Source organism: Pseudomonas sp. Pme6b, assembly GCF_058129925.1.
Map to the genome: position 1 here is coordinate 923,794 of NZ_CM176704.1, position 16,237 is coordinate 940,030.

The following is a 16,237-nucleotide window of genomic DNA, read 5'->3' on the forward strand; positions in this document are numbered from 1 at the left end:
CGGATGGCTTGTTGCCATTATTTAGCAAATTGATCAGATTTGCCTACCAGTGGCATGTCGGCAGGGAAGCGCTATGAATGATTCGGAAATTGGCGCTCGGACGCCTGACAATGCCCCTCGCCTCGACACCGGACTGGCCTCGCTGGTCATGCTTGCGCGCTTCCATCAGGTGGCCGCTTCGCCAGAACAACTTGCCCATGAGTTTGGCAGCCCCGACCAGTGCCTGTCGCAAGACAGTCTGTTACTTGCGGCCCGCAAGCTTGGTTTGAAAGCCAAGGCTGCGAAGACCACCACGGAGCGTCTGGACCGAACACCCCTTCCTGCCATCGCCGCGGACAATAACGGTGGGTTCTTTATCATTGCGCGCCTTGATCAAGGCAAGGCATTGATTCACGACCCACTGGCTCAGCGCCCTGAAGTGGTGACTTTCGAGGCGTTACAGGCGCGCTGGACTGGCCAGTTGTTGCTCATTCGTTCTGAAGCTGGCACCCCTGGCGAGTCCTCTAGTTTCGATTTCACCTGGTTCATTCCCGCTATTGTCAAATACCGGAAGTTGCTGGGCGAAGTGATGCTGGTCTCCTTCGTTCTGCAGATTTTCTCGCTGATCACCCCTCTGTTCTTTCAAGTAGTGATGGACAAAGTGTTGGTTCATCACGGCCTGACAACGCTTGATGTCATTGCAATTGGTCTTGCCGGGGTCATGCTCTTTGAGTCGGCCTTGTCGGGCCTGCGCACTTACGTATTTGCACACACCGCCAGCCGGATTGACGTAGAGCTAGGCTCAAAATTGTTCCGTCATCTGATCACCTTGCCCTTATCGTACTTTCAGGCCCGCCGCGTGGGTGATTCAGTGGCGCGTGTGCGTGAGCTGGAAAACATCCGCAACTTCCTGACTGGTAACGCCATTACCTTGCTGCTGGATGTGCTGTTCTCGGTGGTGTTCATTGCGGTGATGTTCTACTACAGCGGCTGGCTGACCTTGATCGTGCTGTTGTCGCTGCCGCTGTACATTCTGGTGTCGGTGCTCATTACCCCGGTTCTGCGCAAACGCCTCAACGACAGTTTTGCTCGTGGTGCAGAGAATCAGGCTTTCCTGGTCGAGACTGTCAACGGCATCGATACCCTCAAGTCCATGGCAGTGGAACCTCAAGCCATTCGCAAGTGGGACAACCAGTTGGCGGGTTATGTCGCTGCCGGTTTCAAGACCCAGAACCTGTCGACCATTGCCAACGAAAGTGTCTCTCTGATTGGCAAACTGGTGACTGTTGCAACCCTGTGGTTTGGCGCGCGCCTGGTGATTGACGGCCAACTTTCGGTCGGCCAGTTGATTGCATTCAACATGCTCGCCGGGCGTGTTGCCCAACCGATCATGCGCCTTGCGCAACTGTGGACCAACTTCCAGCAGACCGGTGTGTCAGTTCAGCGTCTGGGCGACATCCTCAATACCCGTAACGAACTCTCGCAAGTCAACCGCAGCGCATTGCCACCGATCAAGGGGCGCATAGAGTTCGATCAGGTGCATTTTCGCTATCGTCCGGATGGCTCGGAGATCCTGCGTGGTATCAATCTGGTTATCACGCCTGGTCAGGTCATCGGTGTGGTGGGGCGCTCCGGTTCTGGCAAAAGCACACTGACGCGTCTGTTACAGCGCCTCTATGTACCAGAGCGCGGTCGGGTGCTGGTCGACGGCATGGATCTGGCGCTGGCAGACGTCTCTTCCCTGCGCCGCCAGATCGGGGTGGTACTGCAGGACAACATGCTGTTCAACCGTAGCATTCGCGAAAACATCGCCTTGAGTGATGCCGGAGCGCCGTTGGAAGCTGTGATGCAAATGGCCAAACTGGCAGGTGCCCACGACTTCATCCTTGAGCTGCCGGAAGGCTACGACACCATGGTCGGCGAGCACGGCGCGTCGTTATCCGGTGGTCAGCGCCAACGTATCGCCATTGCCCGCGCCCTGATGGGCAACCCGCGCATCCTGATTTTCGACGAGGCCACCAGTGCGCTGGACTATGAGTCCGAGCGCATTGTTCAGCAGAACATGCAGGCCATTTGCAAGGGGCGCACGGTAATCATCATCGCGCATCGGCTGTCTGCCGTTCGCGATGCCAACCGCATCGTCGTCGTGGATCGCGGGCAAATCGTGGAGCAGGGCACGCATGCCGAATTGCTGACGCATCAAGCCGGTCACTACTCGCGCCTCCATCGCCTGCAGCAAGGAGGCAGCCATGTCTAACGCCGAATCCAGCGGACTGTTACAACGCTATCGCCGTGTCTGGCGGCAATCCTGGCGACAGCGTCGAGAAATGGACGCGCCCAAGCGCCTGGCGCATGAAGTGCAGTTTCTGCCCGCCGCGCTGGAGTTGCAGGACAAACCCAGCCACCCCGCACCGCGCATTTTCATGTGGGCGATCATGGCGTTCGCGGCACTGGCGCTGCTGTGGGCCTGTCTGGGCAAGATTGATGTAGTCGCCACCGCCAGCGGCAAGATCATCCCCAGCGGCAAGACCAAAACCATTCAGTCCAGTGAAACGGCCGTGGTCAAGGCGATTCATGTACGTGACGGGCAATCGGTCAAGGCGGGTCAGTTGCTTCTGGAACTGGACTCCACATCAGCCGATGCTGATGTCGGGCGCGTTCGCAGTGACCTGCTGGCTGCGCGTATCGACAGTGCCCGAGCGGCTGCCATGCTCGACGCAATCAACCAGCGCAAACCGCCCCGGGATCTGACCGGTACCATACTGGATGCCGACCCGATGCATGTGCTGGCGGCTGAGCGCTGGTTGCAGGGCAAGTATCAGGAGTACCGCAGCAGCCTTGACCTGGTCGATGCCGAGATTCAGCAACGTCAGGCAGACATTCAGGCGGCGCGTATTCAAGTGACGAGCCTGCAGAAAACCCTGCCTATCGCTACCAAACTGGCCAGTGACTATGAAAACCTCCTGAAAAAGCAGTACATCGCCCGCCACGCTTATCTGGAAAAGGAGCAGGCGCGCCTGGACCTGGAACGCCAACTGAGCGTACAGCAAGCCAGCGTTCTGCAATCCACCGCCGCCCGCCAGGAAGCAGAACGCCGTCGCGAAGGCGTAGTCGCCCAGACCCGCCGCGCCATGCTCGACTTGCTGCAACAGGCCGACCAGAAAATTGCGTCTTTCAATCAGGACCTGACCAAGGCTCGCTATCAGGAAGACCCCACAACCCTTGAAGCGCCGGTAGACGGCACCGTCCAGCAACTGGCCGTGCACACCGTCGGCGGCGTCGTCACCCCCGCACAACCACTGATGGTCCTGGTCCCCGACGGCCAGCCCGTGGAAGTGGAAGCCATGCTGGAGAACAAGGACGTCGGTTTCGTCCGTGCTGGTCAGCCCGTTACCGTTAAGGTCGAGACTTTCACCTTCACCAAGTACGGCACGATCGAAGGCGAAGTCATCAGCGTCTCCAACGACGCCATCGAAGATGAAAAGCGCGGGTTGATCTACAGCAGCAAGATTCGCCTTAACAGCGATACGTTGAACGTGAATGGTGTGGACATCAAGTTGTCACCGGGCATGGCGGTGACGGCGGAAGTGAAGACCAACAAGCGGCGGGTAATCGAGTATTTCCTGAGTCCGTTGCAGCAGCATGCATCGGAGAGTTTGAGGGAACGGTAGCGGCCGTTTATACATAGCGCTAGACGTGCGCAACTTTAATTGCTGTGTTTTGGAGATAATAATGACTTTTAAAGCTGCAGATGGAACGAGATGTTTGAAAGTTAAGATTTTGTTTTTTTGTGTTTTTGTTTTTGGTTTTTCCAAAGGTGCGCTTGCTTCGGTAGATGATGGGGTTGATGCATACAATAGAGGGCTGTATGAGCAGGCTTTTTCGATATTTCAAAGCGAGGGTGCAAAAGGTGATGTAACTGCTAGCTATTATTTGGGGCGGCAGTATGAAGAAGGTAAGGGTGTTCGCAAAAATCCAGTAAAAGCTTTTGAGTCTATGTTGGCAGCTGCAAGCCGCGGTATGGCACTTGCTCAATATAAAGTAGGTGTTTTTTTTGAGGAGGGTTTTGGCGTATCTGTAGACTTATCCAAGGCTGCTCAATATTATAAGGCCGCAGCTGAACAAGGGTTGCATGCTGCTCAATCCAGTTACGCACTTATGCTCAGAGATGGACTGGGTGTAAAAAAGGATGAAGTGTCAGCTATTGTTTTTATGCAGAGTGCAGCGAATGGCGGTGATGCTACGGCGCTGAATAGCTTGGGTGTGGCGTATATAATTGGTAGTGGTGTGAGCCGTGATGCAGTTAAAGGCGTTCAGCTTCTTAAACTGGCTGCTGAGAAGGGCGATGCCATAGCACAACGTAACTTGGCAAAATCTTTCAGTGACGGAACAGGCGTTGAAAAAGATGAGCGTGAAGCGTTCAAGTGGTATCGGAAATCAGCTGTAGGCAACGATAAGGTTGCTCAGTTGGCTTTGGGGCAGTCCTATGAATATGGCTCTGGTGTAGAGCAGGATTATAAAAATGCGCTTGTCTGGTATAAGCGTAGTGCCTCAACTGGTTATGCGCCTGCACAGTACAAGATTGGATATTTTTATAATTTTGGTAAGGGGGTCGCTGCGGACTATAAAGAAGCGCGTTATTGGCTTAGGCTCGCTGCCACTCAAGGACTTGCCGTTGCTCAAGCGGATTTAGCAAGTCTTTTTGAACTCGGCCAGGGTGGTGCTGTTGATAACGCAGCAGCTGCAAAATGGTATCGGTTGGCGGCTGCTCAGAATATGCCCCGTGCTCAGTATCAGCTCGCGGTCATGCTTAAAGAAGGGCGTGGTGTAGAGATTGATTATGCAGAAGCATTGCTTTATCTGCGGTCACTTGCATCTAATAATGTTTCATATGCTGAAAATGAATTAGGTAATATGTATAAGAATGGGTTGGGTGTTTCTCAAGACTATTTGGCCGCCGTGGACTGGTATTGGAAGGCAGCCAATCAAAATAACGATGTCGCTTTCGCGAATCTGAGCTTCATCTATGAGAAAGGCTTGGGTGTTTCAAAAAATCTGGTAGTTAGCTATGCTTTGATGAAGTGTGCGTCCAGCATAAATTCTGAGAGTGAAGTCTACAAAGATGCATTAAATAGAGTGATGGAAGGGCTGGGCCGCGTGGAAGCTATGGAGGGCGAAAAACTTTCATATGAGGTATGTAGACGTAAGCGTATCGCTGTTAGTGAGTATTTGGAGTAGATATTTCGCATATGGAATATTAATGGTCGGAGTCGGCAGGTAGATTGTTGTCTTAAAAAATATTTCGACTTTTATTTGTTTGAGGTTTCTAGTTGTTGGGCAGGTGTTTGGGGTTTTGTTTTAAGTTGTTTAATGGTCTTTCGTGACCGTTCCAAAAAATAATTGCCAGTATTAGGAGTTGCTCATGAGTGATTGGAAAATTAACTATACTTTCAAGTATGATTTCGGATCTGGTGCCGTCACTCATGAGGCGACTGCTACCGATGGGCATGGATTTACAGGGACTATGTCGACCAACGGTTTAGGGAAGTACTCTACTTCGCTTAGCGGTCCTATGGGGGAGAGTCAAACATATTCAATTGGTAAAACATCTGATGCTACTTATCCATCTATTGGTGTGACACAGAAAAATCCAGAGGGTACGCTTAATTTAAACTATAATAATGGTGAGTTTTCATCGGCATATAACTCAGTCTCCGGCGATGGTTCTACCAAGCATGTCGGCTATAATTCAAAGGATAATACATTTGGACTTAGCAATCATTGGGTTGCGGGCGACGGCAGCAATTTAGGTATAGGTTACGATCCTGTGAATAAAGGGAAAGTGACGTTTGATAAAACTTCGCAGGATGGAACTAAGTACGGCGTCTCACTAGACAAGGATAGCGTAAAGACAGAGGTTAGTGGTAAGAGTGCTGACGGAAAAAGTGAAGGTGGCTTGGGTTTCGATATAGGCTATGACGGAAATGTAACTTTTACTGGAAAGCTGGACGGTGCTTCGGGCGAGTGGTCAACGTTTCCCTCATTCGGCGTGCCAGACTTTAAAAAAATCGGCGAGGATATGAAGTCCGAAATGGAGAAATCGTTTGAGAAGGCTGAAGACGCGCGCAGCCCTCTTATACTCGATCTTGATGGCGATGGAGTTGAAACTATTTCTGCTAAAAGCAATATTTACTTTGATCACGACGGAAACGGGTTTTCTGAAAGCAGTGGTTGGGTGGGGAAAGATGATGGCTTACTGGTTTGGGACAAAAACAAGGACGGTAAAATCAATCAGGGTGCTGAACTTTTCGGGAATAATACTGTAAGTTCTTCGGGGTATAAAGCAGCTAACGGTTTCTTGGCGCTTGCAGATCTTGATGAAAATCAGGACGGTGTTTTTGATATCAAAGATTTTGCGTACGCTGAGTTAAACGTTTGGGTAGATAAAAATTCCGATGGCATCGTCGATACCGGTGAGCTTTTAACTCTAGAGCAAGCTGGCGTGAAATCTATCAGCACGAGTTATGCTGAGCCAGGCAAGGTGGATGCGAATGGTGATGTACCGTCGGGTGTCATAGACGCTAACGGTAATGAGCATCGTCAGTTAGGCTCATATACTCGTACAGATGGCAGTGCCGCAGCGATAGAGGATGTATGGTTTGATGTGAACGGCAGGGACACGATTGACACGTCAGCGGTAGTAGTGAGCGCTGATATTTTGGCGCTTCCTGATATAGAGGGTTTTGGCAATGTTCATAGCCTCCAACGCTCGATGGCCTCAGATCCTGTATTGAAATCTTTGGTTGAGTCTTTCAAGCGCGAAAATGACCCCTCTGTTCGCCAAACTATAATTATTGATCTTATTTATCACTGGGCTGGTGTTCAAGATATCGACCCGGCTAGTCGAGCAGCCACACAAATTTATGGCAATGTTATTGGGGACGCTCGTAAACTAGCTACGCTTGAAGCTTTTTTAGGTACAGATTACTTGGGTACCTGGTGCTGGGGGACTCGGGATCCCAATCCGCACGGTCCTGCGGCTGGCATATTACTCCAGGCGTTCGACAACTTTGCTGCCGCAATTTATGACAAGCTTATGCTCCAGACTCATCTGCTGGGGGTATTTGATGGCTTGAGCGTCACAATTGATGAGGCAGGGTATCACTGGGACATATCCTCTGTTCTTGAGAAGCTACAAGCTCAGTATGATGCGGATTTGGAAAAAGGTACTATATTTATTTCTGAGTACGGCAGAAGCCTTAAAGATATCGGTAGCTTCGGTGAACAACTACTGGAGGTGATTCGCGCAGAGGGACAAAAAGGTAATTCTGGTTTTTCATCTCTGCTAAGCGGGCTAGGCTTCAATAATTCCGTCGGTGGTCTAGGGAATCTCCGAACAAGTCCCGGTTATGCGAAAATCGCCTGACCACCTGATCCGAGCCTCCCATGAGCCAGATGAGCTTTTCCGATTTCGAATATGCCAGCAAGCGCAAGCAGACACGCCGCGAACGCTTCCTCGCCGAGATGGATCAGGTCGTCCCCTGGACAGGTCTGCTGGGCCTGATCGAACCGTTCTACCCCAAGGCCGGCGGTGGCAGAAAACCTTATCCGCTGGAAACCATGCTGCGCATTCACCTGCTGCAGAACTGGTTCTCCCTGAGTGATCCGGCCATGGAAGAAGCGCTCTACGAAATCACCCCCATGCGCCAGTTTGCACGCCTGACGTTGAGTGCGCCGATACCGGAAGACACCACGATCATGAACTTCCGGCACCTGCTGGAGAAACATCAACTGGCTCCTGCAATCCTCGCGGTCATCAACGGTTATTTGCAGGAAAAAGGCCTGTCGCTGCGCCAGGGCACCATCGTCGATGCCACCATTATTCATGCCCCAAGCTCGACCAAGAACAAAGACGGCGAGCGTGATCCCGAGATGCATCAGACAAAGAAGGGTAACCAGTATTTCTTCGGTATGAAGGCCCACATCGGCGCTGACGTTGAGTCTGGACTGGTTCATCACGTCCATGGCACTGCGGCCAATGTGGCCGATGTCACTCAAGTCGCCGAACTGCTCCACGGGGAAGAAAACGCGGTCTATGCGGACGCTGGCTACACCGGTGTCGAGAAGCGTGAAGAGCACGAAAATCGTAACGTGATCTGGCAAATCGCGGCGCGGCGCAGCACGTATTCCAAGCTGAACAAACGCAGCCTGTTGTACAAAGCCAAGCGCAAGATCGAGTACTGCAAAGCGCAGACACGCGCCAAGGTCGAGCATCCGTTTCGGGTCATCAAGCGCCAGTTTGGTTACGTGAAAGTACGCTTTCGTGGGCTGATGAAAAACACGGCCCAACTGACCACGCTGTTCGCCCTGTCGAACCTGTGGATGGCTCGAAAGCGACTAATGGGTTTGGGTGAGTTGCGCGCTTAACACGGAAAACCGAGCGAAAAACGCGCTCGACTCACACTGCATCAGACCGTTTTCAGAAAAATAGCGCTATGTGCCTGGCAAATTACGGCTTGCCACCGCTGCGCGGCAAGTTGATCGGAGCATCCCTAGGTAATGATGTACTGAACGGTAACGCTTCAGATGACTATTTACTAGGGTTGTCTGGTAACGATCGTCTATACGGCGGGCAAGGAAATGATGTTCTTACCGGAGGGGGTGGGAATGATTATCTTGCAGGTGGCGATGGTTCAGATACATATGATTTTAATGCGGGTGATGGCCAGGATACTATATTTAACGCAGACACTGATGCCGAAGGCAGTAAGGTAGACGTTATTCGGTTTGGTTCGGGTATAGCAGTAAGCGATGTAGTTGTTACCCGTAACTATTACGATTTAGTCCTCAAAATTAAAGGCAGCTCCGACAGTGTTACTGTTCAAAGCTATTTTGATGATGTTACGGTTGCTAATCATGGGTATGCTGTCGATCAAATTAATTTTGCCGATGGAACCATCTGGTCAGTCGAAAATATTTATTCCATGGCAATAAAAAATACGGAGGGAAATGATCAGATTTGGGGATATGCAGGCAGCGATAAACTTGAAGGAGCGGCAGGTGACGATATATTGTTTGGTCAGGAAGGTGATGACTATTTAGAAGGCGGCGCTGGTAAGGATACTTTGTACGGGGGCGCGGGTGGTGATCAGCTATTCGGTGGGGAGGGCGGCGATTATGTTGCTGGCGGAGAGGGTAATGACTTCCTGTCAGGCGATGCAGACAACGACACTCTTTACGGCGATTCGGGTAACGATCAATTGGATGGCGGTACTGGAAACGATTATCTTATGGGTGGCGAGGGCAATGACGCTCTCACCGGCGATACAGGCAACGACACCCTGTACGGCGATTCGGGTAATGATCAACTGGATGGCGGTACTGGAAACGATTACCTCACGGGTGGCGAAGGCTCCGACGTCTATCGTTTCAGTCGTGGCTGGGGTCAGGACTCGATCAATAACTACGATTCGAGTGCTGGAAAGACAGATGCTATTGAGTTCGCGGCAGATATCCTTCCGGCCGATATCTTGGTCACCCGCTCATACACTGACCTGATCCTGTCGCTGAAAAACTCTGCCGACAGAATCACGATTTCTGGCTATTTCCAGAATGATGGTGTTACCCCATATGCGTTTGAACAGATCCGTTTTGCTGACGGTACCACCTGGACTCTCGATCAGATCAAAACTGCGGCCGTCATTACTACAGATGGCAATGACAATGTGTGGGGCTACGCGACTGATGACACCCTGAGCGGTGGCCAGGGCGATGACAGCCTGTATGGTCAGGCAGGCAATGACACCCTTCAGGGCGGAGCCGGTGACGACAGCCTTTCGGGTGAGAGCGGCGACGATACGCTGCTCGGTGATGCTGGAAATGACTATCTCTCCGGCGGTTCCGGCATCGACCAGTTGTCTGGCGGTGATGGCGGGGACTACCTGGCTGGCGGCGAGGGCAATGACGCCCTTGCCGGCGATGCAGGTAACGACACGCTGTATGGCGATTCAGGCAACGACCAACTGGATGGCGGTACTGGCAACGACTACCTCACGGGTGGCGATGGCTCCGACGTCTATCGTTTCAGCCGTGGCTGGGGTCAGGACTCGATCAATAACTACGATTCGAGCGCAGGGAAGACGGATGCTATTGAGTTCGCGGCAGACATCTTTCCGGCCGATATCATTGTCACGCGGTCAGGCTCTGACCTGGTCCTGTCGCTTAAAAACGCTACTGACAGAATCACGATTTCTGGCTATTTCCAGAATGATGGTGTTACTCCCTATGCGTTGGAGAAGGTTCGCTTTGCCGATGGCACTGAATGGAATCTTGATCAGATCAAAGCCCTGTCCACTGTCACCACCGACGGTAATGACAACCTCTGGGATTACGCCACCGATGACGCCCTGAACGGCGGTTTAGGCGATGACAGTCTTTATGGTCAGGCGGGTAATGACACCCTTCAAGGCGGAGCGGGTGCTGACAGTCTTTCGGGCGAAGCCGGAAATGATGCGCTGTTCGGTGAGGAGGGGAACGACTACCTGTACGGCGGCGCTGGCATTGACCAGTTATCCGGTGGCGATGGCTCGGACTACCTGACCGGTGGCGAGGGCAATGACACGCTAACTGGCGATGCAGGCAACGACACTCTGTACGGCGACTCAGGCAACGACCAACTGGAGGGCGGTACTGGTAATGATTACCTCTCGGGTGGCGAGGGCTCCGACGTCTATCGCTTCAACCGTGGCTGGGGTCAGGACTCGATCAATAACTACGATTCGAGTGTCGGAAAGACAGATGTTATCGAGTTCGCGGCGGACATTCTTCCGACCGATATCATGGTCACCCGTTCGTACAATGATCTGGTCTTGTCCCTTAAAAACTTCACGGACAAGGTAACGATTTCCGGCTACTTCCAGAATGACGGCGACACGCCTTATACCGTAGAGCAGATTCGATTTGCTGACGGCACTCAGTGGGACGTTGAGCAAATCAAGAGCATGGCGGCCTTTACCTTCACTGACGGTAATGATGCTCTCACCGGCTATGCATCCGATGACCGTATTGTTGGTGGTATGGGGGATGACGTCCTCAATGGCCTTGCCGGTAACGACGTTCTGAATGGCGATGAAGGCAGCGACACCTTGTATGGCGGTATTGGCCAGGACACATTGAGCGGTGGTTCCGGCTCAGACTACCTGTATGGCGAGGAAGGGAACGATTTGCTGGCTGGCAACGCCGGTAGCGATACTCTCTATGGCGCTGATGGTAACGACATCCTTGATGGTGGCACTGGCAACGATACGCTTGATGGCGGTCGCGGTTCTGACACTTACCGCTTTGCAAAAGGGTATGGTCAGGACAGCATCAACAACAACTCTTACGGCGAAACAGCTGCCGATAAGGTTGATGTCATTCAGCTGGATGGCTTGAATTCGGCCGACCTGCGCTTTTCTCGGTCGGGTGACGATCTTGTCATTCAGATCAAGGCAACAGGTGACACCCTGACTGTGCGTTCGCATTTCAGCCAGGATGGCGTCACCGCCTACGCGATTGATCAACTGAAATTCGCCGACGGCTCCGTGTGGGATGGTGCACAGATCAAAGCTGCCGTTGTTCTGCCATCGGAAGAGGCCGACACTCTCACTGGTTATGCCACAGCAGATAGCCTCTTTGGCCAGGATGGAAACGATTCGCTGAGTGGTCGTGCAGGCGATGATGTGCTCGACGGGGGCAATGGCTCGGACACTTTATACGGCGAGGATGGCAATGACACATTGCTGGGGCGCGCAGGTAATGACTCGCTCAGTGGCGGCTATGGCGATGACGTGCTGGATGGTGGTTCTGGCAACGACAGCCTTGACGGTGGTTATGGTTCTGACACCTACGTTTTCCGTAAAGGCTCTGGCCAGGACAGCATCAGCAACGGCGTGTACAACGAGGGCACGGTTGGCAAGCAAGACGTCATTCGTCTTGAAGGGCTTAACCTGAGCGATATCAGCCTGCGTCGGGAATACAATGATCTGCTTATCCAGATCAAGGAAACCGGCGATACCCTGCGTGTTTCCTCGCATTTCTCTCCTTCCAGCAGTTACTACAACTACGCCATCGATCAACTGCAGTTTGCTGACGGTACTGTCTGGGGCGTAGATCAGATCAAGACTTCGTTGCTGACGGGGGGCGAGTTCAATGACACGCTCACCGGTTACGACACTGACGATACTCTTGAAGGATTGGCAGGCAACGACACGCTTTCTGGCGGCCTTGGTAGTGACACCCTTCGCGGAGGTGCAGGGCGCGACACTTTATATGGCGAAGACGGTGCAGATACGTTGCTCGGCGGTGCCGACAACGACCACCTGGCCGGTGGTAACGGGGACGACCTGCTGGATGGCGGTACTGGAAACGACACACTGGAAGGTGGTAAAGGGTCGGACACCTATATCTTTGCTAAAGGCTCTGGCTCCGACGCAATTGATAACTCCAGTTACAACGATACAACCGCCAACAAACTCGACATTGTACGTCTCGATGGCCTGAACGGTGATGACGTCAGCCTGCGCCGGGAGTCCGACGACCTGATTGTGCAGATTCGTCAGACCGGCGAGTCTTTGCGAATCCGTTCGCATTTCACCTCTGAATCCGGCAGTTGGAGTTATGCCATCGATCAGTTGAAGTTTGCCGATGGCACTGTCTGGGATCGCGCAAGCATCACTGCTGCGCTTCTTGATGGCACCGACGGCAACGACACTATCACGGGCTACGACACTGCCGACACGCTCTTGGGGCTGGCGGGCAATGACACACTCAACGGCCGCAATGGCAATGATCTGCTTGATGGTGGCGACGGCAAGGACAGTCTCAACGGAGAGGCTGGCGATGATTCGCTTCTGGGTGGCGCGGGCAATGACACTCTCTCCGGTGGCGAAGGTAACGACATTCTCGACGGTGGCACGGGCAACGATTCGCTTGAGGGCGGTAAAGGCTCGGACACTTATATCTTCCGAAAGGGGTCGGGGCAGGACATTGTCTACAACTATGCCTACAACGAGAACATGCCGAACAAACTGGATGTGGTGCGCCTGGAAGGGTTGACCGCTGAAGACGTCAGTATTCGCCGCGAGTCCGATGACCTTGTCATTCAGATTCGTCAGACGGGCGAAATTCTGCGGGTCAGTTCACATTTCGCAGTTGATCAAACGTATGGTTATGCAATCAATCAGTTGCAGTTTGCTGACGGTACAGTCTGGGACCAGGCCAAAATCACTTCGGCGCTTTTGATAGGCACGGAAGGCAGCGACAGTATTATCGGTTATGCCACTGCCGATGAACTGGCAGGGCTTGAGGGTGACGATGTGCTCAATGGTCGTGCTGGCGATGATCTTCTCAGTGGTGGTGAAGGCCGCGATACGCTCAACGGTGAGGACGGTGATGACACCCTGCTCGGTGGTCTCGGCAACGATACCCTGAACGGTGGCGCGGGCAACGATACCCTCGATGGAGGTGCTGGTAATGATTCGTTGGAGGGTGGCAAGGGCTCGGATACTTATATTTACCGAAAGGGTTCTGGGCAGGACACCATCAGCAACTACTCCTATAACGACCTCACAGCCAACAAGCTGGACATCGTTCGTCTGGAGGGACTGAATACCGGCGATGTGAGTATTCGTCGTGAATCCGATGACTTGCTTATTCAGATTCGTCAGACGGGCGAGACGCTGCGTATCAGTTCGCATTTTACCGTGGATCAGTCCTACGGTTATGCAATCAACCAGCTGCAATTTGCCGATGGCACCCTTTGGGACGAGGCGCAGATTACGGCTGCCTTGTTGATCGGTACTGAAAGTGACGACAGCATCACGGGTTATGCCAGCGACGATAAACTGGCAGGCTTGGCCGGCAATGACATTTTAAGCGGTCGCGGCGGCGATGACGTACTAGACGGGGGCGATGGCAAGGATACGCTCAACGGTGAGGACGGAAACGACACGCTGCTGGGCGGCGCAGGAAACGATTCGCTTAGTGGCGGCGCTGGCAACGATGTTCTTGATGGGGGGACCGGTAACGATACGCTCGATGGCGGAAAAGGCTCCGACACGTATGTGTTCGGCAAGGGCTATGGCCGAGATACCATCAGTAACTATGCCTACAACGACACCACTGTCGACAAATTCGATGTTATTCGGCTTGAGGGGCTGACCTCAGAGGATGTCAGTATTCGCCGCGAGTCTGATGACCTGGTTATTCAGATCAATCAGACGGGCGAAACAATAAGGGTCAATTCGCACTTCTACGCAGACCAGAGCTATGGATATGCGATCAATCAGTTGCAGTTCGCCAATGGCATCGTTTGGGACCAAGCGCAGATCACAGCGGCATTGCTGATAGGCGCAGAGAGCGACGACAGCATCATAGGCTACGCGAGCGAAGACCGCTTGTCCGGCGGAGACGGTAATGACACCCTCGCTGGTCGGGCTGGCAACGACCTGCTTGAAGGTGGCCGCGGCAAGGACACTCTTAATGGAGAGGAAGGCGACGACACGTTGTTGGGCGGTGCAGGTAATGACACGCTGAGTGGCGGTTATGGCAGCGACACTCTGGACGGCGGCAGTGGCAACGACTCGCTGGATGGTGGATTCGGCTCAGACACTTACGTATTCCGCAGGGGCGCGGGCCAGGACACTATCAGCAACTATGCCTACAACGACACAACGGTCGATAAGCTGGATGTGATCCGCCTTGAAGGGCTGAACGCTTCGGATGTTCTGATACGGCGTGAGTCCGATGATCTGGTTATCCAGATCAAAGGCACAGACGAAACCCTTCGCGCCAGCTCGCACTTCTCAACCAACGTTCTTTATGGCTATGGCATTGATCAGGTGCAGTTTGCAGATGGCTCGGTGCTGACCAGTGCGCAAATCAAGACAACTTTGCTGACAGGCACTGAAGTCGATGAAACGATAGTGGGCTACGACTCGGCGGACTGAACCGCCCCGGGTTTCTCGGAGACTCCAACCTTTGAGAGGATGGAGCGATGAAAAAACTACCGAAGTATTCCCCAGAGGTCCGTGAGCGGGCCATCAGGATGGTTTTCGAACACCTTCCTGAGTACGAGTCGCAGTGGGCCACCATCAGTGCCATTGCCCCCAAGATCGGCTGCACGCCCGAGACATTACGGCTGTGGGTTCGCCAATCTGAGCGCAACAGCGGCCAGCGTGATGGGCTGAGCACAGTCGAACGTGAGCGAGTCAAGCTCTTGGAGCGTGAGAACCGTCAGTTGCGTCAAGCTAACGAGATCTTGCGTAAGGCCTCAGCCTATTTTGCCCAGGCGGAGCTCGACCGCCCATTCAAACGATGAAGACGTTTATTGATGAAAACCGCCAGTCTTACGGGGTCGAGCCGATTTGCAAGGTGTTGCCAATCGCCCCGTCGACGTACTACCGGTACGCTGCTCAGCAGGCTGACCCCAGCCAGCAGTCAGCGCGTGCGCAGCGTGACCAGGAACTGGGTGAGCACATCCAGCGAGTCTGGGATGAGCACTTCCAGGTATATGGCGTGCGCAAGGTCTGGCGACAATTGCTGCGTGACGGACTGCAAGTCGCCCGCTGTACGGTGCAACGTCTGATGGGAGAGCTGGGCCTGCAAGGCGTGGTACGCGGCAAGCCCGTCAAGACGACGGTCAGCGACCAAGCCAGGCCGTGCCCGCAGGATCATGTCAACCGTCAGTTTGTGGCTGAGTGCCCGAACGCCCTATGGGTATCGGACTTTACCTACGTCAGTACCTGGCAGGGTTTTGTTTACGTGGCCTTCATCATTGATGTCTTTGCCCGATTCATCGTCGGTTGGAAGGTGTCCAGTTCAGCGCGTACCGATTTTGTACTCGATGCACTGGAGCAAGCCCTTTACGCCCGTCGCCCAGTCAAGCAGGGTGGACTCATTCACCACAGTGACCGTGGCGTGCAGTACGTGTCCATTCGCTATACCGAGCGTCTTGTCGAAGCCGGTATTGAGCCATCGGTCGGGAGTGTCGGTGACTCTTACGACAATGCTTTGGCTGAGACCATCAATGGTCTTTACAAGGCTGAAGTGATTCATCGACGCTCTTGGCCCACACGGGGGGCGGTGGAGCTGGAAACCCTGAAATGGGTGGACTGGTTCAATCACCGCCGCCTGCTGGAGCCAATCGGTCATATTCCACCGGTCGAAGCAGAAGCAATCTATTATCAGCAACTCACCGAGTCTGCCCAGGTGGCATGAC

At 53.3% G+C, this 16,237-nt stretch carries 7 protein-coding genes and 1 other annotated feature; all 7 genes read left to right on the forward strand.

Features of this window, described 5'->3' with window-relative positions:
- The first annotated feature begins 73 nt into the window (after positions 1–73).
- Positions 74–2,236, forward strand: a complete 2,163-nt coding sequence (locus tag AC4ANE_RS04130; RefSeq protein ID WP_057446240.1) for a type I secretion system permease/ATPase — start codon at positions 74–76, stop codon at positions 2,234–2,236.
- On the forward strand, positions 2,229–3,650 hold the full coding sequence (locus AC4ANE_RS04135; protein WP_460408716.1) for an HlyD family type I secretion periplasmic adaptor subunit: 1,422 nt from the start codon (positions 2,229–2,231) through the stop codon (positions 3,648–3,650). The genes AC4ANE_RS04130 and AC4ANE_RS04135 overlap by 8 nt, the downstream gene beginning before the upstream one ends.
- Positions 3,651–3,711: 61 nt before the next feature.
- Positions 3,712–5,217, forward strand: a complete 1,506-nt coding sequence (locus tag AC4ANE_RS04140) for a tetratricopeptide repeat protein (RefSeq protein WP_460408717.1) — start codon at positions 3,712–3,714, stop codon at positions 5,215–5,217.
- Positions 5,218–5,401: 184 nt separating this feature from the next.
- Positions 5,402–7,405 carry an SPM autocatalytic domain-containing protein gene (locus tag AC4ANE_RS04145; RefSeq protein ID WP_460408718.1) on the forward strand — a complete coding sequence of 668 codons (2,004 nt, stop codon included), beginning with the start codon at positions 5,402–5,404 and terminating at the stop codon, positions 7,403–7,405.
- A 20-nt stretch (positions 7,406–7,425) separates the two neighbouring features.
- A complete protein-coding gene (locus AC4ANE_RS04150; protein WP_044424202.1) occupies positions 7,426–8,406 on the forward strand; it encodes an IS5 family transposase in 981 nt (326 codons plus the stop codon).
- Positions 8,407–8,474: 68 nt separating this feature from the next.
- Positions 8,475–14,966 carry a calcium-binding protein gene (locus AC4ANE_RS04155; RefSeq protein WP_460408719.1) on the forward strand — a complete coding sequence of 2,164 codons (6,492 nt, stop codon included), beginning with the start codon at positions 8,475–8,477 and terminating at the stop codon, positions 14,964–14,966.
- Positions 14,967–15,013: 47 nt separating this feature from the next.
- Positions 15,014–16,236 (forward strand): IS3-like element IS51 family transposase gene (locus AC4ANE_RS04160; RefSeq protein ID WP_095178853.1). Its coding sequence is split into 2 segments (ribosomal slippage): positions 15,014–15,299 and positions 15,299–16,236, totalling 1,224 coding nucleotides; the frame shifts between segments, so codons are not numbered across the junction.
- Positions 15,292–15,408 (forward strand) — a sequence feature (AL1L pseudoknot). It overlaps the preceding gene by 117 nt.
- Position 16,237: the final 1 nt, after the last annotated feature.